The following is a 26,128-nucleotide window of genomic DNA, read 5'->3' on the forward strand; positions in this document are numbered from 1 at the left end:
ACCTGCCGGCACCGGGGATGACTCCGCGGCATGGGTGGGAATACGACCGCATTCCCACCCATGCCGCGGAGTCATCCGTGCGGCGGGCTCAGCCGCGGGCGGCCTGCTGAGCGCGCAGCCCGCGCAGCAGGTGGTCCTGCTCCTCGCGCAGGATGCGGCGCAGCGCCGCCGGGGCCTGCGGATGCTCCTCCAGCCAGGCCGCGACCTGCCGGGCCGCGGGATGCTCCTCGGGCTGCTGGCCCTCGGCCAGATCCCGGGCCCCGGGGAAGAGCCCGGAGACCACCCGGGTGGCCTGCCCCTGGCTCATCCGCCGCCAGACGTCCTCCAGCGCGGCGAAGTACGTCGCGTCGTGGACCTCGATCAGCGACTGCGGGCCGCAGCAGAAGCCGTCCACAGTGGCGGTGAGGTGGTCGTTGGAGAGCTCCTCGCCGTCCTCGTCGATGCCGCTGATCGCCTGCTCCAGCGCGTTCTCCTTGACCACTGCGTGCGGGCGGGCGGACAGCGCCAGCCGGTGGGCGACGCGGCCGCGAGCCGTGGTGCGGGACTCCAGCTCGGCGTCCAGCTGCGCGGCCTCGGTGCGCCCGTGGACCGTCAGCGCCTGCAGGAAGGCCCAGCGCAGCTCCTCGTCGACCTCCAGGCCCTCGATCCCGCGGCCGACGGCGTCGCCGTCGAGCAGCGCGGCCAGCAGGTCCAGCTGCGCGTCCGTCCGCCGGGAGACCGTCGCCAGCGTGCGCGCGGCGGCGCGCTGGCGGTCGCCCCCGGCCTCCTCGGCCAGATGGCCGGCCAGCCGGTCGGCGAAGCGGGCCTGCAGAGCCTCGCGCTCCTCGGGCGGGACATAGGCCTGCAGCGCCCGGTCGGCCTGACGCAGCAGGCTCTGGACCACGCTGACCTCGGTGATCTGCAGGCCGAGCTCCATCACCGCCTCGACGAAGCGGCGGGCGGGCAGCTCGCCGTCGCGGACCATCGACCACAGTGCCGCCCAGACCGTCGCCCGGGCCAGCGGATCGGCCACCGGGTGGGTGAGCACGGCGGCGGTGGACTCGGCGTCGAGCCGCAGCTTCGCGTAGGTCAGGTCGTCCTCGTTGGGCAGCAGCAGCCGCGGGGTGCCCTCGGCCGGCAGCTGCAGATCCTCGACGACGACGCGCCCGGCCGGGTCCTCGGGGGACAGCCGGACGTCGGCGACGTCGGCGCGGCGCAGCTCTCCGGAGGCCGCATCGAGGGCGTGGACGGCGCAGCGGATGCGGTGCGGCCGGGAGACCGGTCGCTCGGTGGCCGGATCGAGGCCGGTCTGGGTCACCAGCACGTGCCGCTGCGGCGTGCCGGAGCCTTCGACGTCGGCGGCCAGCTCCGGCACACCGGCGGTCTGCAGCCAGGCCTGCGCCCACCGGCCCATGTCCTCGCCCGAGACTTCCTCGAGCACCGCCAGGAAGTCCTGCAGCGTGGCGTTGCCGAAGGCGTGCCGGGAGAAGTACCGGCGGGCGGCGGTGCGGAAGGCCTCGCGGCCGACGGTGGCGGCGAGCTGCTTGAGCACGCTGGCGCCCTTCGCGTAGGTGATGCCGTCGAAGTTCTGGTCGGCGGCCTCCAGATCGGCGATGTCGGCGACGATCGGATGGGTGGTCGGCAGCTGGTCCTGCACGTAGGCCCAGGCCTTGCGGCCGTTGGCGAAGGAGATCCACGAGGTGGTGAAGCCGGTGGCCTCGTCGACCGCCAGCGCGCCCATGTAGTCGGCGAAGGACTCCTTGAGCCAGAGGTCGTCCCACCACTGCGGGGTGACCAGGTCGCCGAACCACATGTGGGCCATCTCGTGCATCAGCGTGTTCGCCCGGGTCTCGTGCTGGGCGTCGGTGGCGGCGGTGTCGAAGACGTGCTTCTCGGTGAAGGTCACCAGGCCCGGGTTCTCCATGGCGCCGAGGTTGTACTCGGGGACGAAGGCCTGGTCATAGGCGCCCCAGGGGTAGGGGTGGGCGAACTCGGCGTGGAAGAAGTCCAGACCGCGGCGGGTGAGGTCGAAGAGCTCCTCGGCGTCGAGGTGCTCGGCCAGCGAGGCCCGGCAGAGCAGCGCCAGCGGGATGTCGAACTCCTCGCCGTCGGCGACGCCGCCGCGCCAGGTCGACTCGACGCAGTGGTACGGGCCGGCCAGCAGCGCGGTGATGTAGCTGGACATCACCGGGGTCTCGGCGAACTCGACGCGGACCAGCCCGGCGTCGAGGCCTCCTGCGGCGCCCTCGACCGGGGTGCGCGAGACGGCGGCGCCGTTGGAGCGCAGCTGCCAGGTGTCCGGGCCGGTGATGCTGATCCGGAAGCGGGTCTTCAGATCCGGCTGCTCGAAGACCGGGAAGACGCGGCGGGAGTCGGCCGGCTCGTACTGGGTGTAGAGGTAGACCTGCCCGTCGGTCGGGTCGACGAAGCGGTGCAGCCCCTCGCCGGAGCGTGAGTAGACCGAGGTGGTGTGCAGCTCGATCTCGTTCTGCTCCTGCAGCCGCGGCAGGCGGATGCGGGCGGCGCCGGCGTGCTCGGCGACGTCGAGCGTCTCGCCGTTGAGCACCACCGACTCGACCGAGGACCCCAGGTAGTCCAGGAAGGTCTCGGCGCCGGGCGTCGAGGAGGTGAAGGAGATCCGGGTGCGCACCGGGTAGGTGGTCTGCCCCTCGGCGGCGGCGTCGCGCAGGTCGACGTCGACGGCGCAGGAGGTGACCTGCAGGTGCCCGGCCCGGGCGGCGGCCTCCTCCCGGGTGAGGTTCTCGACGTCGGACCGGTCGACGGGCGGCGCCGGCGCCGGAGCGGACGAGGGGACGGGGGATGCGGACGATGTCATGGGCATGCCTCTCATTCAAGCCCTCCGCCGGCCCGCCCGCAACGCGGAAGCCGTCAGTCGCAGGTGTCGCAGAGTCCGGAGAGCGGCAGCTCGATGAAGCAGCTCGGGCACAGCCCGTGCCGCAGGCGGGAGCTCTGTCCGGCCGGCGCGGTGCTCGGGGCCGCCGGCTCGGGGGCGGACCCCTCGGCGTGTCCGGCGTGCTCGGCGGGCGGCGGCGCGGCGTCGACCGCCTCGGAGGGGGCCGCCGAGCCCAGGCCTGCGACGGCGTCATGGGCTGGATGGCTCCGCGGCGTCGGGGGCGAGGCCGTCGTCGAGGAGGGCGGGTCGTCGGCCGTGGGGTCGATCGTCGGGTCGGGGGACTGGGGCTCTTCGTCGCGCATCGGGCTCTCACCACCGGGGAACGTCGGTCGTCCTCGCCCTCAGGATAGGACCGGGGTCCCGCCGCGGACCAGGAGCCCGGGCCGGCGGCCGACCCCCGCCCCCGGGGAGCCGGCCGCCGGCCGCGGCTCGGCCGGTCAGCTCCGGCGCAGCGTCTTCTCGTCCACCGGAGAGTCCCCCGAGGCGCGCCGGCGGCGATGGTACTCGGCGGCCTCGGCCTGCCGCTCGGCCTCGGCGCCGGAGGCGACCTCCATGCGCAGGTGGTCGGCGGTGTAGCCGAAGGACTCGGCGATCTGCCGGGCGTAGGGACGCACCCGCGCCAGCAGCCGGTTGAGATACGGCGTCAGCGTCCGCGCCCGCTGGGCGGAGATCCGCCCGTGGAGCAGATGCCAGTCCAGGTGCTGCTCGATCGTCGACAGCGCATGGATGTCGCGCAGCCAGGTCAGCACCGTCCGGGTGTCCTCATGCTCGACAGTCTCCAGCGCCTCGGTGAAGGACTCCCAGAGCAGCAGATCGGCGTGCGCGGACGCGGCGGCGATGATCTCGTGCTGGTGCTCGTTGAACGCCTCGGCCTTCTCCGCCGGTCCGAGCTTGGCGGTGCTGCGCAGCGCGGAGGCGACGTCGGCGACCATCTGCCGCACCCGGTCGGAGAGCAGGCTGCGCTGCACCTCGGTCTGCTTGAACCAGTTGGCGCTGCGTCGCTCGTCGCCGGTGTCCTGCACGTTCTGTAGCGCCCGGCGCAGGCCGAAGCGGTGCAGCACCGTCGACTGCGCCTGGGAGACCACATAGCGCGAGAGGGCGCCGACGTCGGCCTGGCGGAACTCGGCGGCGTAGTCGCTGAGCAGCCGCTTGGCCACCAGCTGCAGCAGCACGTTGTTGTCGCCCTCGAAGGTCGCATAGACGTCGAGGTCGGCGCGCAGCGTCGCGAAGCGGTTCTCGGCCATGAATCCGGCGCCGCCGCAGGCCTCGCGGGCCTCCTGCAGAGTGTCCAGCGCGTGCCAGGTCGCCGTCGGCTTCAGCGCGGCGGCCAGCGTCTCCAGCTCCTGGCGGTTCTCGTCGGAGTCGTCGGCGCCGGAGAAGACGTCGTCGAGCTTGGTCAGCAGCTTCTCATGGGCGAACCCGGCGGCCACTGTGGTGGCCAGCTTCGGGATCAGCCGCCGCTGATGCAGCTGGTAGTCCATCAGCACCTCCTCCTCCGTGGTGGAGGAGGCGTGGAACTGCCGCCGCTGCTCGCCGTAGGTGATCGCGCCCTGCAGCGCGATCTTCGAGGCGGCGATGGAGGCGCCGGTCAGCGAGACGCGGCCCTGCACCAGCGTGCCCAGCATGGTGAAGAAGCGCCGGCCCGGACTCTCGATGGAGGAGCTGTAGGCGCCGTCGGCGGCGACGGCGCCGTAGCGGTCCAGCAGGTCGACGCGCGGCACCCGGACGCGGTCGAAGCTCAGCCGGCCGTTGTCGACGCCGTTCAGCCCGCCCTTCTCGCCGTCGTCGGAGATGGTGACCCCCTCACGCGCCGAGCCGTCGTCCTCGCGGATCCGGCAGTAGAAGCAGTGCACCCCGTGGTTCACGCCGTTCGTGATCAGCTGCGCGAAGACCACCGCGTCGCGGCCGTGGACGGCGGCGTTGCCCAGGTATCGCTTGGTGGCGCCGGTGAACGGCGTGTGCAGGACGAACTCCTCGGACTCCGGGTCGTACTCGGCGGTGGTGCCGATGGAGGCGACGTCGGAGCCGTGGCCGATCTCGGTCATCGCGAAGGCCCCCGGGACCCGCAGGTCGACGATGGGCGGCAGCAGGCGCCGGTGGTGCTCCTCGGTGCCCAGGTGCATCACCGCCGCGCCGAAGAGTCCCCACTGCACCCCGGCCTTGATCTGCAGCGAGGGATCGGCGACGACGAGCTCCTCGAAGGCGGCGATGTTCGCCCCGTGGGCGTCCTGGCCGCCGTACTCGCGCGGGAAGGCGCGCTGGACCGCGCCCTCCTCGACGAGTCCGGCGAGCTGGGCGAAGACGCGCTCGCGGTGCTCGGCGGTGGACAGCCCCCCGACGCGGTGGAACCGCGGGTCGGCGGCGACGGCGCGGGCCTCGCGGCGGGTCTCGGCCCAGCGGCCCAGCAGCAGCTCCTGCAGCACGGCGCCGTCCGGAGCGGGGCGGCTTCCGGCGTCGTCGGCAGTGTCGGCAGTGCGTGCGGCGCCGGCAGCGCCGGCAGCGCCGGCAGTGCCTGCGGCGGCATCGCGGGCGGCGGTCGGGCGGGCGGTCTGGCTCATGGTGCGCTCCTTTGATGTGCTGATCCGGCGGGCCGGTCCTCGGCCTGGTCGACGCCCCGTGCGGCCGATCGCCGGAGGGGCTGACCAGGGCGGGCGACGGGGTCCTGCCCGCGTCCCGGGCCGCGGGCGGTCGACGCCGGCGGGGCCCGGGTGACAGTGACAGTCACCACAGGTAGTCTAAGATACTGATCAGTAATAAATCCACGTCCCGACTGCTCGAACCCCCGAGCCAGAGGAGAGTGCCGCATGCACACCGTCGACGCCCCCCGAGACGCCGTGATCATCGGGGGCAATCGGATCCCCTTCGCCCGCGCCCATAAGGCGTATGCGGGCGCGTCCACCCAGGACATGCTGACCTCGGCGCTGAACGGGCTCGTCGCCCGCTTCGCCCTGCAGGGCGAGCAGCTCGGCGCCGTCGCCGGCGGGGCGGTGCTGAAGCACCCGAAGAACTTCAACCTCGTCCGCGAGTCGCTGCTGGGCACCCCGCTGGATCCGCGGACCCCCGCCCACGACGTGCAGATGGCCTGCGCCACCGGCATGGAGGCCATCGGATCGCTGGCCGACAAGATCCGGCTGGGCCGCATCGATTCGGCCGTCGGCGGGGGAGTGGACTCGATCTCCGACGCGCCGCTGGTGGTCAGCGACGCGCTGCGCGGCATCCTGATGGAGGCCAACCGGGCCAAGACCCCCGGCCAGCGGCTCAAGGCGCTGGCGAGGATCCGCCCGGGGCACCTCGCGCCGCAGGCGCCGGGCGTGGACGAGCCGCGCACCGGCATGTCGATGGGCGAGCACATGGCCGTCACCGCCCACCGGTGGGGGATCACCCGGGCCGAGCAGGACGAGCTGGCCCTGGCCAGCCACCAGAACCTGGCCGCCGCCTGGGACCGCGGATTCTTCGACGACCTCGTCACCCCGTTCCGTCGCGTCGCGAAGGACGACAATCTGCGACCCGACTCGACGCTGGAGAAGCTCTCGACGCTCTCGCCGGTCTTCGGCAGGGACCTCGGCGAGGAGGCGACGATGACGGCGGCGAACTCCACTGCGCTGACCGACGGCGCGGCGACGGTGCTGCTGGGCAGCGAGGAGTTCGCCGAGTCCCGCGACCTGCCGCAGCTGGCGACCTTCGTCGACCACGAGCTCGCCGCCACCGACTTCGTCGACGGCGCCGAGGGGCTGCTCATGGCGCCCACGCGGGCGGCGGCGCGGATGCTCACCCGCCACGGGCTGACCTTCGACGACTTCGAGTACGTCGAGATCCACGAGGCCTTCGCCTCCACAGTGCTGGCCCAGATGAAGGCCTGGGAGGACGCGGAGTACTGCCGCGAGCACCTCGGCCTCGACGGCGCGCTGGGCCGCATCGACCGCAGCCGGCTCAACGTCGACGGCTCGTCGCTGGCCGCCGGCCACCCGTTCGCGGCCACCGGCGGGCGCATCGTGGCCTCGCTGGCCAAGCGGCTGCACGGCAAGCCGGGGAAGCTGGGCTTCATCTCGGTCTGCGCCGCCGGCGGCCAGGGCATCACCGCGATCCTGGAAGGACGGTGAGCCGACGATGACCCAGCGGAGCCCGCAGTCTCGGCCGGCGGCGCAGCCACGGCCGACCGACGCCTACACCGCCCTGGTCAACACGGAGCTCGGCCGGCGCATCGGCCGCGCGCTGGGCCTGCCGCGTCCGGCGCCGCTGCGCCGGCACACGCCGGGAGCGGCGCTCGCCGACGGCCCGGTGCTGGTGCTCGGCGAGACCTCCGTCGCCGAGGACATCGCCCAGCTGCTGCTGCGCTGGGGGCTGGACGTGCGCCGGCACATCGGCGGCGAGGAGCGGCTGTCCGGCGTCGTGGCCTGCTTCGACGCCGTCTCGGCGCCGGGGGACCTGCAGGAGACGGTGCTGCGCCTGGCCGGCGTGCAGCGGCAGATCGCTCCGTCGGGCCGGGTGATCACCGTGCTGCGCGATCCCCAGGAGGCGCGCGACCCCTCGGTGCGCGCGGCCCGCCGCGCCGTCGAAGGACTGACCCGCTCGCTCGGCCGCGAGATGCGCGCCGGAGCCACGGCCAACGGCGTGGTGCTGCAGGAGTCGCTGGACGCGGCGGCGCCGGGCGTGGCCGGAGTGCTGCGCTTCCTGCTCTCCGGGCGCTCGGCCTTCGTCTCCGGGCAGTTCCTCTCCGTGGACAGCGTCAACGGCACGCTGCCCGAGGACTGGGACCGCCCGCTGGCCGGCCAGGTCGCCGTCGTCACCGGCGCGGCCCGGGGGATCGGGGCGGCCATCGCCCGCACCCTGCGCCGCGACGGCGCACAGGTGATCGCCGTCGACGTCCCGGCCGCCGGCGAGGCTCTGGCGTCCGTGGCGAACGAGGTCGGCGGCACGGCGCTGCAGCTGGACATCACCGCCGAGGACGCCGGCGACCGGATCCTCGAGCACGCCGAGCAGCGGCACGGCCGGCTCGACGTCGTGATCCACAACGCCGGCATCACCCGGGACAAGCTGCTGGCCCACATGGACGCCTCGCGGTGGAGCTCGGTGATCGCGGTGAACCTCGAGGCCCAACTGCGCATCAATCGTCGCCTGCTGGCCTCCGAGCTGTTCTCGCACGCGCCGCGGATCGTCTCGCTGGCCTCGACCTCGGGGATCGCGGGCAATCGGGGGCAGACCAACTATGCGGCCTCGAAGGCCGGCGTGATGGGCATGGTCGCGGCCTCGGCGCCCGAGCTCGAGTCCCGGCACGGCACGATCAACGCGGTGGCCCCGGGCTTCATCGAGACCGAGATGACCGCGAAGATGCCGACGATCGCCCGCGAGGTCGCCCGTCGGCTGAATTCGCTCAGCCAGGGCGGGCTGCCCGAGGACGTCGCCGAGACGGTGGCCTTCCTGGCCTCGCCGGCCGCCGGCGGCACCAGCGGGATGACGCTGCGCGTCTGCGGCCAGAACCTGATCGGCGCCTGAGGAGGTCCCCGATGTCCGAGACGTTCTCCCCGACGCCCGCCGTCGCCGACCTCCGGCGGATCGAGATGCCGTCGCTGGCCGGCCTCTACGCCCGCGCCGCCGCCGAGGCCGCCGGCCGGGCGGTGCGCGGCTCCGGCGAAGTGGGCGCACTGCCCGGCCAGGCGCTCGCGGCTCGCTCCGCCGGGGCGACCACGGCGACGGCGGAGGCCTACCGGCGGCTCGTCGGCGGTGAGGCCTTCGACGGCGTGCACCGCTGGTCGCTGCCCTCGGTGCTGGTCCACGTGCTGGGCTTCCCGGTGCAGGTGGCGCTGATGGCCGACCGCCGGTTCCCGCTGCCGCTGATGGGACTGGTCCACCTGTCCAACGCCGTCGAGCACCGGCGGCCGATCGGCGTCGAGCAGCCGCTGCAGATCCGTGCACGGGCGGAGAATCTGCGCGAGCACCGACGGGGCGTGCAGGTCGACATCGTCACCGAGGTGCTGCGGGAGCAGGCCGATCCCGCAGCCCCGGCGGAGCAGGACGTGCTCTGGACCGGGACCTCGACCTACCTCGCCCGCGGGCTGCGGCTGCCGGACGAGCCGGCGGCCGGATCGTCCGAGGAATCGGGCCGGCGGGCCGGCGACGCCGTCGCCCTGCCGTCGCGGACGGCGTCGTGGAGGTTCGGCGCCGACGCCGGGCGCTCCTGGGCGGCCGTCTCGGGGGACTGCAACCCGATCCATCTCTCGGCGCTCACCGCGAAGGCGCTGGGCATGCCGAGCGCCATCGCCCACGGGATGCACGCCGCCGCGAAGATGCTCGAGGGGCGCGAGCCGCAGGAGGCCGGGCACCGCTGGCGCATCACCTTCGAGGCGCCGATCCGGCTGCCGGCGCAGGTCGCCGTCGCCGTCGAGGATCTGGGCGCCGGGCGGACGCGGATCACCGGCTGGGACGCGCGCCGCCGTCGTCGACACTTCCACGGCGAGCTGCAGCTGCCCGAGCACGACTGACGCCCGCGCCCCGCGGCCTGCGGCGAGTGCCGTGTGCGGTGTGCGGTGTGCCGTGTGCCGTGTGCCGGAGCGATGACTCGGCGGAAACTGTGGGAACGCCGACGCATTCCCACAGTTTCCGCCGAGTCATCGCCGCGGGGGAGGGCGGCAGGACCGGCGCGGGAGGTTCCTCGTAGGATGGGGAGCATGGCAGCAGCGCAGCGCGGGTCCTCCCGCCGAACCTCCGGCTCGGCCGGCGTCGACTTCCGCACCGTCGAGCCGGCGCCGCTGATGCTGCTCAAGGGGCCCGAGGACTACGCGGCGACCCGGGCGACGGACCGCGTCAAGGAGCAGCTGCGCGTCCAGCACCCGGATCTGGAGTACACCCGGCTGGACGTCAGCTCCGCGGCCTCCGGCGCGCTGGCCACGCTGGCCTCGCCCTCGCTGTTCGGCGAGGCCCGGCTCATCCTCGCCGAGGACCTGGCCCAGACCTCGGACGCCTTCCTGCAGGAGGCGCTGTCCTACCTCGACGAGGTCGCCGACGACGTCACGCTGGTCTTTCGCCACACCGGCGGCAACCGGGGCAAGAAGCTGCTGGACGTGCTGGCGAAACGCGCCGTCGTCGTCGACTGCTCGGCGGCGAAGACCGACGCCGACAAGCTGGACTTCCTGCGCCGCGAGTTCCGCGCCGCCGGCCGGGAGATCCAGCCCGACGCCGCCCGCGCGCTGGTCGCCGCGGCCGGCTCGTCGCTCTCCGACCTCGGCGGGGCGTGCCGGCAGCTCATCCGGGACATCGACGGCGAGGTCACCGAGGAGCACGTCGACCGGTACCACGGCGGGCGCGTCGAGGCCACGGCCTTCAAAGTCGCCGACGCCGCCTTCGAGGGACGCGGCGCCGACGCGGTGCGCCTCTACCGCCACGCCATCTCCACCGGCGTCTCGCCCATCGCGGTCACCGCCGCGCTGGCCCGCAAGGGACGGCAGATCGCCGCGCTGGTCGACCATCGCGGCAGCCCCGACGCGCTGGCCTCCACACTGGGCGCCGCGCCCTGGCAGCTGCGCCAGGCGCAGGACACCGCGCGCCGCTGGCAGTCCGCACGGGCCGGAGCGGCCGTGGAGGCGGTCGCCCGGGCCGACGCCGAGGCGAAGGGGGCCTCGCGCACTCCGGAGTATGCCGTCGAACATGCGCTGGCCGTCGTCGCCGCCGGCGTGGGGCGCTGACTCGGAGCGCCTCCCCGCCGCCCGCCGGGTCCGAGCGCTCGGTCTCTGGTAACATGGCGACGCAGTGCTCACGGCCCGTCACGGGTCGGCACCCCCTGCGGCAGAGATCCCTCTGCGCGGTTCGAGGTCCCTCTGCCTGACGAGCCGCGTGATCGCCATGGCCCCCCACGCCACTCAGTCTGTCTTCTGCCGCCACGCAGGGATGCAGCCCTCACGTACGCAGTGAACCCCAGACAGGAAGACATCACGTGGCTAACATCAAGTCTCAGAAGAAGCGCGTCCTCACCAACGAGAAGGCTCGCCAGCGCAACCAGGCCGTCAAGTCGGACCTGAAGACCTCGATCAAGAAGGTCCGGAAGGCCGTCTCCGCCGGCGACAAGGACACGGCGCTCGCCGCGCAGCGCGTCGCGGCCCGCAAGCTGGACAAGGCCGCCTCCAAGCGCGTCATCCACAAGAACCAGGCCGCCAACCGCAAGGCCGGCCTGGCCGCGAAGGTGAACTCCCTCTGATCGGTCCGCACTGACCGCGGACCCGCCGCGGCGCGATGCGAACCTCCGCCCGCCGCACGACGGCGGGCCACCCGAAGGCCCCCGCGCAGCTCGTTGCGCCGGGGCCTTCGGCATACCCGCGCGCGGATCCATGGAAGAATGGATCCGTCCGCCCGCCCCGACGCCCAGAGAAGGATGTCCGACACGTGTCACCGAAGGCCCGCACCCCGCAGGTGCCCGCTGCGACGGATCCGAGCCTCATCCGGAACTTCTGCATCATCGCGCACATCGACCACGGCAAGTCCACGCTGGCCGACCGCATGCTCCAGCTCACCGGCGTCGTCCAGCCGCGGGAGATGAAGGACCAGTACCTGGATCGGATGGACATCGAGCGGGAGCGCGGCATCACGATCAAGTCCCAGGCGGTGCGGATGCCCTGGGAGTTCGAGGGCGAGAGCTTCGCCTTCCACATGATCGACACGCCCGGGCACGTGGACTTCTCCTACGAGGTCTCCCGCTCGCTGGACGCCTGCGAGGGCGCGGTGCTGCTCGTCGACGCCGCCCAGGGCATCGAGGCGCAGACGCTGGCCAACCTCTATCTGGCCATGGAGCACGACCTGGTGATCATCCCGGTGCTCAACAAGATCGACCTGCCCGCGGCGGAGCCGGACAAGTACGCCGAGGAGATCGCGCATCTGATCGGCGGCGACCCCGACGACGTGCTGCGCGTCTCCGGCAAGACCGGCGCGGGCGTCGAGGAGCTGCTGGACCGGCTGGTCGTCGAGGTCCCGGCGCCCACCGGCGACGCCGACGCGCCGGCCCGGGCGATGATCTTCGACTCCGTCTACGACACCTACCGCGGCGTGGTGACCTTCGTCCGCGTCGTCGACGGCCATCTGTCCCGGCGTGAGCAGATCCGGATGATGTCCACCGACGCGACCCACTCGCTGCTGGAGATCGGCGTCTCGCAGCCGGAGCCGCAGGCCACCGAAGGGCTCGGCGTCGGCGAAGTCGGCTACCTGATCACCGGGGTGAAGGACGTCCGCCAGTCCAAGGTCGGCGACACCGTCACCGCCCGGGACCGCCCGGCCGCAGAGCGGATCGGCGGGTACCAGGAGCCGCGGCCGATGGTCTTCTCCGGGCTGTTCCCGATCGACGGCTCCGAGTTCCCGGTGCTGCGCGAGGCGCTGGAGAAGCTGCAGCTCAACGATGCCGCGCTGAGCTTCGAGCCGGAGACCTCGGCGGCGCTGGGCTTCGGGTTCCGCGTCGGCTTCCTCGGCCTGCTGCACCTGGAGATCACCCGGCAGCGTCTCGAGGCCGAGTACGACCTGGACCTGATCTCCACCGCGCCGAACGTGATCTACCACGTCACCACCGAGGACGGGGAGCTCCACGAGGTCACCAACCCCAGCGAGTTCCCCGACGGCAAGCCGACCGAGATCCGCGAGCCCATCGTGGACGCCACCGTCATCGTCCCCGCCGAGTACGTCGGTCCGGTCATGGAGCTCTGCCAGTCGAGGCGCGGCACCATGCAGGGGATGGACTACCTCTCCGAGGAGCGGGTCGAGCTGCGCTACACGCTGCCGCTGGCCGAGATCGTCTTCGACTTCTTCGACCAGCTGAAGTCGCGCACCAAGGGCTATGCCTCGCTCAACTGGCAGGGGACCGGCGACCAGGCGGCCGACCTGGTCAAGGTCGACATCCTGCTGCAGGGCGACAAGGTCGACGCGTTCTCGGCGATCACCCACCGCGACCACGCCTACTCCTACGGCGTGAAGATGGCCAAGCGACTCAAGGACCTGATCCCGCGCCAGCAGTTCGAGGTGCCGGTGCAGGCCGCCGTCGGCTCGCGCATCATCGCCCGCGAGACCATCCGTGCGATCCGCAAGGACGTGCTCTCGAAATGCTACGGCGGCGACATCTCGCGCAAGCGCAAGCTGCTGGAGAAGCAGAAGGAGGGCAAGAAGCGGATGAAGACCGTCGGCACCGTCGACGTCCCGCAGGAGGCCTTCATCGCCGCGCTGTCCTCCGACGAGGACGGCGAGGGCAAGGACTGACCCGGTGCCGGCCGCCCTGCCGCCCGGCGACCCCGTCCCGAGCGACGGATCCCCGCCGCCCGCCGTCCGCGCGGCGCTGCCCGCCCGCGCCGACCGGCCGCTGGGGCTCTACGTCCACATCCCGTTCTGCTCGGTCCGCTGCGGGTACTGCGACTTCAACACCTACACCGCCGCGGATCTCGGCGAGGGCGCCTCGCGGGAGAGCTACCCGGACACGCTGATCGCCGAGCTGGAGTTCGCCGCCGGCGTCCTCGACGCCGCCGCGGCGCCCGCCCGCCGGCTGTCGACGGTGTTCTTCGGCGGCGGCACGCCGACGCTGCTGCCCGCCGAGGAGCTCGCCCGCATCCTGACCCGCGCCCGGGAGCTCTTCGGCTTCGTCGAGGGCGCGGAGGTCACCACGGAGGCGAATCCGGACACGCTCGACGACGCCGCGGCGGCCACGCTGGCCGCGGCCGGCTTCACCCGGGTCAGCATCGGGATGCAGTCGGCGGTGCCGCATGTGCTGGCCACGCTGGACCGCACCCATGACCCGGCCAACGTCTCGCGCGCGGTCGCGGCGGTCCGCGGCGCCGGCATGGAGGTCAGCCTGGACCTCATCTACGGCACTCCCGGCGAGAGCCTGGCCGACTGGGAGACGAGCCTGCGCGACGCCGTGGCGATGGATCCCGATCACCTCTCGGCGTACTCGCTGATCATCGAGGAGGGCACCGCCATGGCCGCGCAGATCCGGCGCGGGCGGCTGGCCGACGTCGACGGCGACGACCACGCCGACAAGTATCTGCTGGCCGACCGGATCCTCGCCGAGGCGGGCTACTCCTGGTACGAGGTGTCGAACTTCTCCCGCGGGCCGGGGATGCGGTCGCGGCACAATCTGCACTATTGGCAGGACACCGACTGGTGGGGCGCCGGCCCCGGAGCGCATTCGCATCTGGCCGGCCTGCGCTGGTGGAACGTGAAGCATCCCGCGGCCTACGCGCAGCGGCTGGCCGCCGGCATCAGCCCGGGCCACGGCCGTGAAGTGCTCGACGCGGAGGCGGTCGCCCTGGAGCATCTGATGCTGCGGCTGCGCATCGCCGACGGGCTGGATCTCGCCGCGCACGCCGCGCTGGAGGCCGCGGAGCCGATCACCGCCGAGACCACCTCCCGGCTCGTCGCCGAGGGGCTGGTGGAGGAGGAGCCGCTGGTGCCGGATGCGGAGCATCCCGTCGGCCGACTGGTGCTCACCCTGCAGGGCCGGCTGCTGGCCGACGCGGTCACCCGCCGGCTCGCGGACTGATCGCGGCGGCTCGTCGCCGACGGCGCGCCCCGCAGGTCCGAGCGCTCCGGCCGCCGCGGCGGATCAGTGCACCAGGCGCAGGTTCAACCGATAGCGGTACGGACGGCCCTTGTTGCACTCGATGCCGGCGATGAGCCCGGCCAGCGTCATCACGACCCAGAGCAGCACCGCCGCCAGTCCGAAGATCCAGCCGATCAGCGGCAGCAGCGCCAGCATGTAGGCGGCCAGCAGCAGCACGGTCAGCGGCAGCGTGAAGTTCAGCGCCTCCTTCGACTCCTGGGCCACGAACGGCCCGCGGTCGCGGAAGACCAGATAGATCACCAGCGACGGCAGGCAGCCCATCAGCCCGCCGAAGTGCGCGAGCGTGGCCCAGCGCCGGTCCTCGGCGGGGGTCAGCGGCAGGGCGGCCGGCGAGGAGCCCTGCAGATGCTCGGAGGCGCGGGAGCGCTCGGGACGCTCGGCGGAACTGTCGGGCTGTGACACGGCACCTCAGCTCTCTTCACGTGCACTCGGGTCGGCGGTCTGTCGCGGGCGCGTCGCCGCCGCGGAGACGGTCGGCGAACAGTGCCCTGGCGCGCATTCTAGCCGCCGCGCCTGGATGCGCGCCGACATCCGCGGCGCCGCGTCGAGGCGTGTCGGCCCGGTCGGGCGGTCTCAGGCCGTCTCAGGCGGTCTCAGGAAGTCGCAGGACGGGCCCATCAGCCCTGCGGCTCGGCGGTGACGAAGTCGATGAGCTCCTCCACCCGGCCGAGCAGCGCGGGCTCCAGATCGGCGTAGCTGCCCACAGTGCCGAGGATGCGCTTCCAGCCGTGGGCGACGTCGCGCTGGGAGGCGTGCGGCCAGCCCAGCGCGCGCAGCGTGCCGATCTTGATGTCGACGTCGCGCGGGATGTCCGGCCAGCGGTCCAGCCCGAGCAGCTGCGGCTTCACCGCCTGCCAGACATCGACGTACGGATGGCCGAGGACCAGCACGTTGTCGCGGGCGCCGGAGAGCGCCATGGCCTCGGCGGCGATCCGCGACTCCTTCGATCCGGAGACCAGGTGGTCCAGCAGCACGCCCACGCGGCGACCGGGGCCGGGGGAGAACTCGCGCAGTGCGCCGACCAGGTCGTCGGCGCCGTGCAGCGGCTCGACGACGACGCCCTCCAGGCGGAGGTCCTCGCCCCAGACCTTCTCGACCAGCTCGGCGTCGTGCGTGCCCTCGACCCAGATGCGCGAGGCGCGGGCGACGCGGGCGGCGGCGCCGTCGACGGCCACTGAGCCCGAGGCGGTCCGCCGCGGGGCGGCCGGGGCGCTCGTCCGCGGCGCCGGGGCGACCAGCCGCACCGGCTCGCCGTCGACCAGGAAGCCGTGGCCCAGCGGGAAGGCCCGGGTGCGGCCGCGCCGGTCCTCGAGACTCACCGCCTGCACGCCGCCGGCGGCCTCGACGCCGACGACGGCGCCGACCCAGCCGCTCTCGGCCTCCTCGACCACAGTGCCCGGGTCCGCCGGCACGTCGTCGATCTCGCGCTGCTGGGCGCGGCGGCGGGCGGCGAGGTCCGTGGGGCCCCAGGCGGACCAGTCGGCGGAGAATCCAGCGGGTGTCACAGTCTGCAGACCTTAGCAAGGCCGCGTTCGCCCAGGGAGGAGGCGCGCTGCGGGGAGGCGAACAGCCGGGACGAGACGATAGAATCAGCACCTGCCCGCGGAGAGTGCCAGCCGTCGGGCGCCCGCGGCGCGCCCCGCCCGTGCCCGGAGCGTGCCCGAGACCGCCACGGCCGCGCCCCGGCCCGCCGGGGCATCCCGGACCAGCCAGCCCCGTCCACGAGGAGGACCGAGCAGCGATGTCGGACACGCGACGACTGCAGGTGCTGCGCGCCATCGTGGAGGACTATGTCCACAGCCACGAGCCCGTCGGCTCCAAGGCCCTGGTGGACCGGCACAATCTGGAGGTCTCGCCGGCGACGATCCGCAACGACATGGCGCATCTGGAGGCCGACGGGCTCATCGAGGCCCCGCACACCTCCGCCGGCCGCATCCCCACCGATCGGGGCTATCGGCTCTTCGTCGACCGGATCTCCGAGATCCGGCCGCTCAGTCCCGCCGAGCAGCGGGCGATGGACGCCCTGGTCGAGGCCGCCGACGACTACGAGGCCATGCTGGAGCAGACGGTGCGCCTGCTGGCGATGCTGACCAATCAGGTCGCGGTGCTGCAGCATCCGCAGCACAGCACCGCGCGGATCCGCCATGTCGAGGTGCTCTCCATGGGCCGGCAGAAGGTGCTGGTCGTGGTGATCCTCTCCTCCGGCAAGGTCGAGCAGCGGATGGTCACGCTGGCCGAGGGCCTCGAGGAGGAGTCGCTGCACGTCATCGGACGTCGGCTCGTCGCGCAGCTGCACAACCGGTCGGCGACGGCGCTGCCGCTGCCGGTGGACCGGCTCATCGGCTCGGTGGAGCCGGTGCTGCAGCCGGCCATGGCGGTGGTCGCGCAGACAGTGGCCGCGATCCTGGAGTCCGGACGGGTGGATCGCATCATCATGGCGGGCACTGCTAACCTCGCCAGGTCCGACCAGGACCTCGGGCCCTCGCTCGGACCGGTCCTGGAGGCCCTCGAGGAGCAGGTGGTGCTGCTGCGCCTGCTGGAGGAGATGAAGCAGGACGAGCGCGGTCTCTCGGTGCGCATCGGCCACGAGACCAGCCACGACTCGCTCGCCGGAACTGCGGTGGTCGCCGCGGAGTACGGCGCCGACGACGGCGCCCAGCTGGGCGTCGTCGGACCCACGCGCATGGACTACGGCTCGACGATGTCGGCGGTGCGCGCGATGGCACGCTATCTTTCCCGAATCCTGTCTGAAGGGTGAACAGTGACTGACTACTACGAGGCGCTCGGCGTCGACCGCGACGCGTCGACGGAGGAGATCAAGAAGGCGTACCGGAAGCAGGCCCGCAAGCTGCATCCGGACGTGAACCCCTCGGAGGAGGCCGCGGAGAAGTTCAAGGTCCTCGGCCGCGCCTACGAGGTGCTCTCCGACGAGGAGAGGCGGCGGAACTACGACGCCACCGGCGACGAGAACGGCCGCGGCGGCCCGTCCTTCGGCGGGGGAGGCTTCGGCGGCTTCGGCGGCTTCGGCGACATCTTCGAGACCTTCTTCGGCGGCGGGGGAGGCGGCCCGGCCTCGCGCACCCGGCGCGGCCAGGACTCGCTGATCCGCGTGCGCATCGACCTGCAGGACGCGGCCTTCGGCACGACCAAGGAAGTCGAGGTCGAGACGGCGGTGACCTGCTCGGTCTGCGACGGCACCTGCACGCGCGAGGGCTCGACGCCGACCACCTGCTCCGACTGCGGCGGCCACGGCCAGATCCAGCGGCCGATGCGCTCGATCCTGGGCACTGTGCTGCAGACCGAGACCTGCGCCCGCTGCTCCGGCTTCGGCTCGATCATCGAGGACCCCTGCCAGGAGTGCGACGGCCAGGGCCGGGTGCGCGAGCGGCGCACGCTGAAGGTCAAGATCCCCGCCGGCGTGGACAAGGGCAACCGGATCCACCTGGCCGGCGAGGGCGAGGCCGGTCTGGCCGGGGGCCCCTCCGGCGACCTCTACATCGAGGTCGACGTGCGCGCGCACGAGGTCTTCACCCGCCGCGGCAACGACCTGCACGCCACGGTCACCGTGCCGATGACCGCCGCGGCGCTGGGCACCACGGTCAGCCTGGACACCTTCGACGGCGAGGAGCAGATCGAGGTGAAGCCGGGCACGCAGTCCGGCGAGGTCTTCACCCTCCGCGACCGCGGCGTGCAGCACCTGCGCGGCGGCGGACGCGGGGCGCTGAAGGTCCACCTGAAGGTCGAGACCCCGCAGAAGCTCAGCGAGCGGCAGAAGGAGCTGCTCCGCGAGCTCGCCGAGGAGCGCGACGAGGAGGCCGGCGAGTCCACCACCGAGCACCGCGGCGTCTTCACCAAGCTCCGCGAGGCCTGGGACAGTCTGTGACCGCTCCGCTGTTCCACCTGGCCCCGGGGGCGCTGGACGCCGTCGAGGCCGGGGCCCGGGTGCTGGTCGACGGCGCCGAGGGCCACCACGCGGCCACCGTGATGCGGCTGGCTCCGGGGGAGGAGATCGTCCTCTCGGACACCCGCGACCGCCGGGCCGCGGGCGTGGTGGCCGCGACCGGCTCGGGCGAGCTGACGGTGGAGGTCCGCCGCGTCGACGTCGAGCCGCGTCCGGCCCCGCAGCTGGTGCTGGTCCAGGCGCTGGCCAAGGACCGGCGCGACGTGCAGGCGATCGAGTCGGCCACCGAGCTCGGCGTCGAGCGGATCGTGCCGTGGAGCGCCGAGCGTTCGGTGGCCCGCTGGAAGCCCGGCCGTGAGGCGAAGAAGCATGCTGAGTGGGTCTCCACCGTGCGCACGGCGGCCAAGCAGACCCGCCGGACCGCGATCCCGGAGGTCGAGTCGCTGCACTCCACCGCCCAGCTCGCCGAGCGCATCGCGTCCTCGGCGGACCTCGCCGCCGTGGTGCTCCACGAGACCGAGGAGCACACGCTCGCCGAGGCGCTGGCCTCCCTCGGGATGCCGCCGGCCGGCGCCGCCGGGGGCACGGCGGGCGCGGACGGCACGACGCCGCAGACGCTGCTGCTGCTCGTGGGGCCGGAGGGCGGCATCTCCGAGGCCGAGATCTCCCGGCTGGCCGAGGCCGGTGCCGGACCGGCGCGCCTGGGCCCGACGGTGCTGCGCTCGTCGACCGCCGGGCCGGCCGCGCTGACGGCGGTGCAGGTGCTGCTGGGACGCTGGGACCGCCCCGGCGCCGACGGCCAGTAGACTGGCGGCGATGACAGAGACACCGCAGACTCCGCCCGAGGCGACCTCCGGGCTGGCCAAGGGGGCCGCCTCGGCCCCGGTGGGCAGCATCGAGCGCACTGTGCACTTCGCCGACCCCGACATCATGTTCCGCGCGCTGGGCCCGCAGGACCTGGCGGTGCGCATCCTGCAGGGCATCAGCCCGGCCAGTTCGATCGGCGTGCGCGACCAGCGGCTGACCGCCGCCGGTCCGGCGCGCGAGGTCGAGCAGATCGTCGAGATCCTGACCCAGCTCAAGACGCTGGCGGTCTCCGGGACGACGGCCACCGAGGAGCTCATCGAGCGGGTGGCCACCATGGTCCGGGCCGACCAGGCCGCCGACTCCGCGCGGATGGTCAGCACCGACGTGCTCTCCCACCGCGGCCGGACCATCCGCCCCAAGACCGCCAACCAGCAGGCCTACGTGGAGGACATCGACACCTCCACCGTGGTCTTCGGCATCGGACCGGCCGGCACCGGCAAGACCTATCTGGCCATGGCCAAGGCCGTCCGGGCCCTGCAGGCCGGGGAGATCAACCGGATCATCCTGACCCGCCCGGCCGTCGAGGCCGGCGAGCGGCTGGGATTCCTCCCGGGGAGCCTCAACGACAAGATCGATCCGTACCTGCGCCCGCTCTACGACGCGCTGCACGACATGCTCGACGCCGAGTCGATCCCGCATCTGATGGAGTCGGGGATCATCGAGGTCGCTCCGCTGGCCTATATGCGCGGCCGCACGCTCAACGATTCGTTCATCATCCTCGACGAGGCGCAGAACACCACCGCCGAGCAGATGAAGATGTTCCTGACCCGGCTGGGCTTCAACTCCAAGATCGTGGTCACCGGCGACATCACCCAGGTCGACCTGCCCGGAGGCACCGACTCCGGGCTGCGCACGGTGCTGGACATCCTCGCCGACGTCGAGGATGTGACGATCACCCGGCTGACCTCCGACGACGTCGTCCGCCACCAGCTGGTCGGGCGCATCGTCGACGCCTACGAGGCGCATCAGGACCGGCAGCAGCGCCGCTCCGAGGGACGCCGCTCCGCCGGGGCGGGGGAGTCGCGATGACCGACGCCGCCGAGACCTCCGGCGTCGTCGTCGAGGACGTCTCCGGCTCCGACCGCGTCGCGGCCGGGTCCCCGGAGATGCTCCGCCGGCTCGCCGCCCACGTGCAGGGGCGCCTCCACCTGGGCGCCGCCGTCGAGGTCGTGATCACGCTGATCGACGACGAGCAGATGGCCGCCCTGCACGAGGACTGGCTGGATCTGCCCGGCACCACCGACGTGATGAGCTTCCCGATGGACGAGCTGCGCGCCGGCACGGCGGAGGAGCCCGTCGTCGCCGGGACGCTCGGCGACGTGGTGATCAGCCCCGAGGTCGCCGCGCGCCAGGCCGCCGAGGCCGGCCACGGCACCGACGACGAGCTCGCTCTGCTGGCCGTGCACGGGATGCTGCATCTGCTCGGCCACGACCACGCCGAGGAGGAGGAGCGGCGGCGGATGTTCGCCCTGCAGACCGAGCTGCTGAGCGGCTTCCTCGGTCGCCCGGCCCCGACGCCGACCACCGGAACGGACGCATGAGCGACGGATCCCTGGGCGACGGGCCGATGCTGCCGATGGTGCTGCTGGTGCTCGCCGCGCTCTGCGCGCTGGCCGCCGTCGTGCTGTCCACGGCGGAGTCCGCGTTCATGCGGCTGAGCCGCCGCGAGGCCGAGGAGGCCGCGCAGAAGCACGGCTCGAGCGCGGTGGCCCGCATCCTGGACGACCCGGTCGCGCACACTGTCGCGCTGCAGCTCTGGCGCTGGCTCGGGGCGGCGGTCGCCGTGCTGCTGGTGACTCTGGCGGCCGTGCGGCTCACCGGCGGACTGCTGGCCGGAGGCCTCGCCGCGGCCGGCCTGGTGGTGCTGGGCGGGATCGGGCTCGCCACGCTCTCGCCGCGCCGGGTGGGCCGACAGCACCACCTGCTGGTCGCCGCGCACACCGCGCGGCTGGTGCGCGGGCTGCGCACGGTGCTGGGCCCCGTCCCGCGGCTGCTCATCGCCGGGGGCACGCGGCTGGTGCCCGGCACCGGCGGCCCGGACCAGGGTTTCTTCGACGACGAGGAGCTGCGCGACGCCGTGGTGCGCGCCTCGGAGGGCGACGTCATCGAGGACGCCGAGGCCGAGCTGATCCAGTCGGTCTTCGACCTCTCGGAGACCCGGGTGCGCGCGGTGATGGTCCCGCGCCCCGACATGGTCTCGGTCTCCGCGACGGCGACGCTGGGGGAGGTGATGTCGATCTTCCTGCGCTCCGGCTGCTCCCGGGCGCCCGTCATCGAGGGCTCGGCGGATGCGGTGACCGGCATGATCTACCTGAAGGACGTCGCCTTCCTGGAGCACCGGCTGCACGCCGGGGAGCCGCCGGCGGCCTTCGCCGAGCGGGACCCCGCGGGCATCGTCGCCGCCGAGGTCCAGCGCGAGGCGCGCTTCGTGCCCGAGTCCCAGCGCGTCTCGGCGCTGCTGCCCGAGCTGCAGCGCGAGTCCACGCATGTAGCCGTGGTCGCCGACGAGTACGGCGGCACCGCCGGGCTGGTGACGCTGGAGGATCTCATCGAGGAGATCGTCGGCGACATCGTCGACGAGTACGACGTCGAGACCGCCGACGTCGAGGAGCTCGGCGACGGGCGGCGCCGGCTCTCGGCCCGGATGAGCGTCGACGACTTCGCCGCGCTCCACGGGATCGACCTCGACGACGAGGAGGACGTCGACACTGTCGGCGGTCTGCTCGCCAAGGCGCTGGGGCAGGTGCCGATCGTCGGCTCCGAGGCCGAGATCCGCGGCGTGCTGGTGCGCGCCGACGGACTCTCCGGCCGGCGGAACCGCATCAGCCATGTGCTCGCCGTCCCGGCCCCCTCCGGAGAGAAGCGTGAGACCATGGAGCGTCCGTCCGATGCCGACGCCGACGGCCGCAGCACCGACGAGCCCCGCACCGACGAGCAGCAGGAGCACCAGTGAGCGATCCCCAGAGCGATCCCCGGACCGTGCGCTTCGCCGAGCACGACGAGAACCATCGTGCCGGCTTCGCCAGCTTCGTCGGGCGGCCGAACGCCGGCAAGTCCACGCTGACCAACGCGCTGGTCGGCGAGAAGGTCGCGATCACCTCGTCGAAGCCGCAGACGACTCGCCACACCGTCCGCGGGATCGTCCATCGCGAGGACTCCCAGCTGGTGCTGGTCGACACCCCGGGGCTGCACCGCCCGCGGACGCTGCTCGGCCAGCGGCTCAACGATCTGGTGATCGAGACGCTCTCCGAAGTCGACGTCATCGGCTTCTGCCTGCCGGCGGACGAGGCGATCGGCCCCGGCGACCGGTTCATCGCCGAGCAGCTGACCAAGGTGCCGCACCAGCCGGTGGTGGCCCTGGTCACCAAGACCGACCGGGTGGCCCGCGATGCGCTGGCCGAGCAGCTGATGGCCGTCGAGGCGCTGGGCCGCGAGCGGCTGGCCGGGCGCGGCCGCCAGGACGACGGCTTCGACGCGATCATCCCGGTCTCCGCGACGGCCGACGACCAGGTCGAGGTGGTCGCCGACGAGCTGGTCGGCCGGCTGCCGCTCTCGCCGCCGCTGTACCCGGAGGGCGATCTGACCGACGAGCCCGAGGCGATCATGGTCGCCGAGCTCGTCCGCGAGGCGGCGCTGGAGGACGTGCGCGACGAGCTGCCGCACTCCATCGCCGTCGTCGTCGACGAGATGGCCCCGCGCGAGGGCCGGCCGGAGGACCGGCCGCTGGTCGACGTCCACGCCAGCATCCACGTCGAGCGCGACTCGCAGAAGGCGATCATCATCGGCCGCGGCGGGCGCCGGCTGCAGGCGATCGGCACCGAGGCCCGCGAATCCATCGCGAAGCTGCTGGGCACCCCGGTCTACCTGGACCTGCATGTCAAAGTCACCAAGGATTGGCAGCGCGACGCGAAGAAGCTCGGCAAGCTGGGCTTCTGAACGATCCGAGGGGTCGGCCGTCCGTCGCCCGCGGTCCACACTCTGGACCCGTCGGCCGGCAGATGCCGCCGCCGTCGAGGGCATGCTACGTTGTGTGCCGTGCAGCACTTCAGCGTTCCGATGCCTCGACTAGAGCTTCTCCGCCGCAGCGGGGAAGAGCTGTCGCGCGCACCGCTTCCGGCGGTCGTCGCGGCATCCTGAGGCCGGTCCCCGTTGCGGAGTCCCCGCGCCGCCGGTGAGGCGGCGCGCCCCGGCTCAGTCCGACGACCCGCACCCGACGACCCGAGGACGTGATCCCGTGCGCCAGCTCCAGAAACCCTCTCCCATGCCGTTCCACCGGTACCTGCCCTTCGCGGAGCAGATCACCGTCGAGCTGCCCGACCGCACCTGGCCGGGCCGGACCATCACCCAGGCCCCGCGCTGGTGCGCCGTCGACCTGCGCGACGGCAACCAGGCGCTCATCGACCCGATGTCCGCGGAGCGCAAGCACCGGATGTTCGACCTGCTGGTCGAGATGGGCTACAAGGAGATCGAGGTCGGCTTCCCGGCGGCCTCGCAGACCGACTTCGACTTCGTCCGCCAGCTCATCGAGGGCGACAAGATCCCCGACGACGTCTACATCCAGGTGCTCACCCAGGCCCGCGAGCACCTCATCGAGCGCACCTTCGCCGCGCTGCAGGGCGCGCCGCGGGCGATCGTGCATCTGTACAACTCCACCTCGGTGCTGCAGCGCGAGGTCGTCTTCGGCCTCGACCAGGACGGCATCGCCGACATCGCCGCCCAGGGGGCCCGGCTCTGCCTGAAGCATCAGGAGCAGATGCTGGCCGGCTCCGCCGTCGACACCGAGATCGTCTACCAGTACTCGCCGGAGTCCTTCACCGGCACCGAGCTGGACTTCGCCGCCCGCATCTCCGACGAGGTGGTCGACATCCTGGGCGGCACCCCGGAGCAGAAGGTCATCGTCAACCTGCCGGCGACGGTGGAGATGGCCACGCCCGACGTCTACGCGGACTCCATCGAGTGGATGCACCGGAACCTGCGCAACCGGGAGTCGATCATCCTCTCGCTGCATCCGCACAACGACCGCGGCACCGGCGTCGCCGCCGCCGAGCTGGGCTACATGGCCGGCGCAGACCGCATCGAGGGCTGCCTCTTCGGCAACGGAGAGCGCACCGGCAACGTCGACCTGATCACCCTCGGGATGAACCTGTTCAGCCAGGGCGTGGACCCGCAGATCGACTTCCGCGACATGGCCCGCATCCGGCGGATCGCCGAGCACTGCAACCAGATGCCGGTGGAGGAGCGGTCGCCCTACGCCGGCGATCTCGTCTTCACCGCCTTCTCCGGCTCCCACCAGGACGCCATCAAGAAGGGCTTCGACCACCTCGAGCGCCGTGCGGCCGAGCAGGGCGTCGCCGTCGCCGACACCACCTGGGCGGTGCCGTATCTGCCGATCGATCCGAAGGACATCGGGCGCAGCTACGAGGCCGTCATCCGGGTCAACTCGCAGTCGGGCAAGGGCGGCGTGGCCTACCTGCTCAACAGCGACCACGGCATCGACCTGCCCCGCCGGGCGCAGGTGGAGTTCTCCGCCGTGGTCCAGCATCGCGCCGACGACGGCGGCGGCGAGGTCTCCGGCGACGAGATCTGGCAGATCTTCCGCGACGAGTACCTGCCGGTGGACAGCGCCTCGCACCAGTGGGGCTACTACCGGCTGGGCCAGGTGCAGACGGCCTCCACCGCCGACGGCGGCTTCTCCATGGAGGTCGAGCTCGAGGCCGGCGGGTCCCGGACGACGGAGCATGCCGAGGGCAACGGCCCGGTGGCCTCGCTGCTGGAGATCCTGGCCCGCGACGGGGTCGACGTCCGCGTGCTGGACTACAGCGAGCACGCGATGAGTCAGGGCGGCGACGCCCAGGCGGCGGCCTTCGTCGAATGCGCCATCGGCGAGCGGGTGCTCTGGGGCGTGGGCATCGACCACAACACCACCACCGCCTCGCTGAAGGCCGTGGTCTCGGCGGTCAACCGCGCCGTCCGCAGCATCGAGCACCCGGAGGACTCCGCCGTCTGAGCCCTTCCGCCCCGCCTGCCCCGTCGTCCCCGGAGGCCGCGCTGCGGCCGGCGCGGCCTCCGGAGACGGGGAGCGGGGCGGGGGACTCGGGCGGACGCGGCTGAAGACGGGAGTAGACTGGGGCGGTGTCCGGATCGACCTTCGCCTCGCGCAGCTATCGGGACGCCGCCGTCGTGCTGCGCACCCAGCAGCTCGGCGAGGCGGACCGCATCATCACCCTGCTCACCCGCGGCAACGGGCTGGTGCGCGCCGTCGCCAAGGGCGTGCGGCGGACGTCGTCGAAGTTCGGCGCCACCCTCGAGCCCTTCATGGTCGCCGACGTGCAGCTGGTCCACGGCCGGAGCCTGGACCTGATCACCCAGGCCGTCTCGCGCGGGACCTACGGCTCGCAGATCGTCGCCGACTACGACAAGTACCGGGCGGCGGCCATCATGGCCGAGGCGGCCGAGCGACTCACCGACGCCGACGCCGACGGCACCGCCGCGCAGTTCGCCCTGCTCCACGGAGCCCTCTCGGCGCTGGCCCGCTCGGTGCATCCGCCGGACCTGGTGCTGCACTCCCATCTGCTGCGGGCGATGGGCCTGGCCGGCTGGGGAATCTCCTGGGAGGCCTGCGCCTCCTGCGGACGTCCCGGCCCGCAGGAGAGCTTCCACCCGGCGTGGGGCGGCCCGCTGTGCGGCGACTGCCGCGCCCCGGGGGCGCTGAGCACCTCCCGCGCCGCCGTCGAGCTGCTGGCGGCGCTGCAGGCCGGCGACTGGGAGGGCACCCGGGCCGTCGACGCGACGAGCCGCCACGACGCCGGCGAGGTCGTCGTCGCCCATCTGCAGCACCATCTGGAGCGCCGGCTCGTCTCGCTGGGCTGAAGACCTCGCTGAGCTG

Annotated in this window: 21 protein-coding genes; 16 read left to right on the forward strand and 5 right to left on the reverse strand. The window is 72.9% G+C overall.

The window, feature by feature from the left end; genetic code table 11:
• Positions 1–88 precede the first annotated feature (88 nt).
• From pepN to ABD652_RS09910, 3 genes are all read right to left on the reverse strand, one after another.
• Positions 89–2,815: an aminopeptidase N gene (gene pepN, locus ABD652_RS09900; RefSeq protein WP_344720791.1), complete on the reverse strand. Its 2,727-nt coding sequence runs from the start codon at positions 2,813–2,815 to the stop codon at positions 89–91.
• Positions 2,816–2,868: 53 nt separating this feature from the next.
• Entirely contained in the window at positions 2,869–3,195 is a 327-nt protein-coding gene (locus ABD652_RS09905; protein WP_344720793.1) for a hypothetical protein, read from the reverse strand.
• Between the two features lie 135 nt (positions 3,196–3,330).
• Complete coding sequence (locus ABD652_RS09910) at positions 3,331–5,451, reverse strand: acyl-CoA dehydrogenase family protein (RefSeq protein ID WP_344720795.1); 2,121 nt, start codon at positions 5,449–5,451, stop codon at positions 3,331–3,333.
• 246 nt (positions 5,452–5,697) lie between these two features.
• Here ABD652_RS09910 and ABD652_RS09915 point away from each other — a divergent pair, with 246 nt between their 5' ends.
• From ABD652_RS09915 to hemW, 7 genes are all read left to right on the forward strand, one after another.
• Positions 5,698–6,993 (forward strand): acetyl-CoA C-acetyltransferase, encoded by a 1,296-nt coding sequence (locus ABD652_RS09915; RefSeq protein ID WP_344720797.1) that lies wholly within the window; start codon positions 5,698–5,700, stop codon positions 6,991–6,993.
• A 7-nt stretch (positions 6,994–7,000) separates the two neighbouring features.
• Complete coding sequence (locus ABD652_RS09920) at positions 7,001–8,386, forward strand: 3-oxoacyl-ACP reductase (protein ID WP_344720799.1); 1,386 nt, start codon at positions 7,001–7,003, stop codon at positions 8,384–8,386.
• An 11-nt stretch (positions 8,387–8,397) separates the two neighbouring features.
• On the forward strand, positions 8,398–9,372 hold the full coding sequence (locus ABD652_RS09925) for a MaoC/PaaZ C-terminal domain-containing protein (protein ID WP_344720801.1): 975 nt from the start codon (positions 8,398–8,400) through the stop codon (positions 9,370–9,372).
• A gap of 186 nt (positions 9,373–9,558) precedes the next feature.
• On the forward strand, positions 9,559–10,572 hold the full coding sequence (gene holA / locus ABD652_RS09930; RefSeq protein WP_344720803.1) for a DNA polymerase III subunit delta: 1,014 nt from the start codon (positions 9,559–9,561) through the stop codon (positions 10,570–10,572).
• Positions 10,573–10,820: 248 nt separating this feature from the next.
• Positions 10,821–11,081, forward strand: a complete 261-nt coding sequence (gene rpsT, locus ABD652_RS09935; RefSeq protein ID WP_153143821.1) for a 30S ribosomal protein S20 — start codon at positions 10,821–10,823, stop codon at positions 11,079–11,081.
• A 185-nt stretch (positions 11,082–11,266) separates the two neighbouring features.
• Positions 11,267–13,117, forward strand: coding sequence for a translation elongation factor 4 (gene lepA / locus ABD652_RS09940; RefSeq protein ID WP_344720806.1), 1,851 nt, complete (start codon positions 11,267–11,269; stop codon positions 13,115–13,117).
• A 4-nt stretch (positions 13,118–13,121) separates the two neighbouring features.
• Entirely contained in the window at positions 13,122–14,393 is a 1,272-nt protein-coding gene (gene hemW / locus ABD652_RS09945; protein WP_344720808.1) for a radical SAM family heme chaperone HemW, read from the forward strand.
• Between the two features lie 63 nt (positions 14,394–14,456).
• Here the strand turns inward: hemW and ABD652_RS09950 are convergent, their stop codons facing one another.
• Together ABD652_RS09950 and ABD652_RS09955 are read right to left on the reverse strand one after the other, a co-directional pair.
• On the reverse strand, positions 14,457–14,876 hold the full coding sequence (locus ABD652_RS09950) for a DUF4870 domain-containing protein (protein ID WP_211364985.1): 420 nt from the start codon (positions 14,874–14,876) through the stop codon (positions 14,457–14,459).
• Between the two features lie 215 nt (positions 14,877–15,091).
• A complete protein-coding gene (locus ABD652_RS09955; protein WP_344720811.1) occupies positions 15,092–15,979 on the reverse strand; it encodes a DUF3097 family protein in 888 nt (295 codons plus the stop codon).
• Between the two features lie 236 nt (positions 15,980–16,215).
• On the opposite strand from ABD652_RS09955, the gene hrcA reads away from it, so the two are divergent.
• The 9 genes from hrcA to recO all read left to right on the forward strand — a co-directional run bounded on the left by hrcA (position 16,216) and on the right by recO (position 26,112).
• Positions 16,216–17,232 carry a heat-inducible transcriptional repressor HrcA gene (gene hrcA, locus ABD652_RS09960; protein WP_344720813.1) on the forward strand — a complete coding sequence of 339 codons (1,017 nt, stop codon included), beginning with the start codon at positions 16,216–16,218 and terminating at the stop codon, positions 17,230–17,232.
• A 3-nt stretch (positions 17,233–17,235) separates the two neighbouring features.
• The gene (dnaJ, locus tag ABD652_RS09965) at positions 17,236–18,357 is read left to right on the forward strand and encodes a molecular chaperone DnaJ (protein WP_344720815.1); all 1,122 of its coding nucleotides are present in this window, start codon (positions 17,236–17,238) and stop codon (positions 18,355–18,357) included.
• Entirely contained in the window at positions 18,354–19,181 is an 828-nt protein-coding gene (locus ABD652_RS09970) for a 16S rRNA (uracil(1498)-N(3))-methyltransferase (RefSeq protein WP_344720817.1), read from the forward strand. Before dnaJ ends, ABD652_RS09970 begins: the two co-directional genes overlap by 4 nt.
• A gap of 10 nt (positions 19,182–19,191) precedes the next feature.
• On the forward strand, positions 19,192–20,271 hold the full coding sequence (locus ABD652_RS09975) for a PhoH family protein (protein WP_344720820.1): 1,080 nt from the start codon (positions 19,192–19,194) through the stop codon (positions 20,269–20,271).
• 77 nt (positions 20,272–20,348) lie between these two features.
• Entirely contained in the window at positions 20,349–20,783 is a 435-nt protein-coding gene (gene ybeY / locus ABD652_RS09980; protein ID WP_344721085.1) for an rRNA maturation RNase YbeY, read from the forward strand.
• Positions 20,780–22,195: a hemolysin family protein gene (locus ABD652_RS09985; protein WP_344720822.1), complete on the forward strand. Its 1,416-nt coding sequence runs from the start codon at positions 20,780–20,782 to the stop codon at positions 22,193–22,195. The genes ybeY and ABD652_RS09985 overlap by 4 nt, the downstream gene beginning before the upstream one ends.
• 26 nt (positions 22,196–22,221) lie before the next feature.
• Positions 22,222–23,178, forward strand: a complete 957-nt coding sequence (gene era / locus ABD652_RS09990; protein ID WP_344721087.1) for a GTPase Era — start codon at positions 22,222–22,224, stop codon at positions 23,176–23,178.
• A 298-nt stretch (positions 23,179–23,476) separates the two neighbouring features.
• The gene (gene leuA, locus ABD652_RS09995; protein WP_344720824.1) at positions 23,477–25,249 is read left to right on the forward strand and encodes a 2-isopropylmalate synthase; all 1,773 of its coding nucleotides are present in this window, start codon (positions 23,477–23,479) and stop codon (positions 25,247–25,249) included.
• A 125-nt stretch (positions 25,250–25,374) separates the two neighbouring features.
• Positions 25,375–26,112 carry a DNA repair protein RecO gene (gene recO / locus ABD652_RS10000; protein WP_344720826.1) on the forward strand — a complete coding sequence of 246 codons (738 nt, stop codon included), beginning with the start codon at positions 25,375–25,377 and terminating at the stop codon, positions 26,110–26,112.
• Positions 26,113–26,128 lie beyond the last annotated feature (16 nt).

The sequence above is a fragment of the Nesterenkonia halobia genome, from assembly GCF_039536005.1.
In the GTDB taxonomy this organism is placed as follows: Bacteria; Actinomycetota; Actinomycetes; order Actinomycetales; family Micrococcaceae; genus Nesterenkonia; species Nesterenkonia halobia.

What these genes read in the sequence shown, in the direction of transcription:
- pepN (WP_344720791.1), bottom strand. Translation starts at nt 2,815, where the DNA reads ATGACATCGTCCGCATCCCCCGTCCCCTCGTCCGCTCCGGCGCCGGCG.
- ABD652_RS09905 (WP_344720793.1), bottom strand. Translation starts at nt 3,195, where the DNA reads ATGCGCGACGAAGAGCCCCAGTCCCCCGACCCGACGATCGACCCCACG.
- ABD652_RS09910 (WP_344720795.1), bottom strand. Translation starts at nt 5,451, where the DNA reads ATGAGCCAGACCGCCCGCCCGACCGCCGCCCGCGATGCCGCCGCAGGC.
- ABD652_RS09915 (WP_344720797.1), top strand. Translation starts at nt 5,698, where the DNA reads ATGCACACCGTCGACGCCCCCCGAGACGCCGTGATCATCGGGGGCAAT.
- ABD652_RS09920 (WP_344720799.1), top strand. Translation starts at nt 7,001, where the DNA reads ATGACCCAGCGGAGCCCGCAGTCTCGGCCGGCGGCGCAGCCACGGCCG.
- ABD652_RS09925 (WP_344720801.1), top strand. Translation starts at nt 8,398, where the DNA reads ATGTCCGAGACGTTCTCCCCGACGCCCGCCGTCGCCGACCTCCGGCGG.
- holA (WP_344720803.1), top strand. Translation starts at nt 9,559, where the DNA reads ATGGCAGCAGCGCAGCGCGGGTCCTCCCGCCGAACCTCCGGCTCGGCC.
- hrcA (WP_344720813.1), top strand. Translation starts at nt 16,216, where the DNA reads ATGTCGGACACGCGACGACTGCAGGTGCTGCGCGCCATCGTGGAGGAC.
- ABD652_RS09975 (WP_344720820.1), top strand. Translation starts at nt 19,192, where the DNA reads ATGACAGAGACACCGCAGACTCCGCCCGAGGCGACCTCCGGGCTGGCC.
- ybeY (WP_344721085.1), top strand. Translation starts at nt 20,349, where the DNA reads ATGCTCCGCCGGCTCGCCGCCCACGTGCAGGGGCGCCTCCACCTGGGC.
- ABD652_RS09985 (WP_344720822.1), top strand. Translation starts at nt 20,780, where the DNA reads ATGAGCGACGGATCCCTGGGCGACGGGCCGATGCTGCCGATGGTGCTG.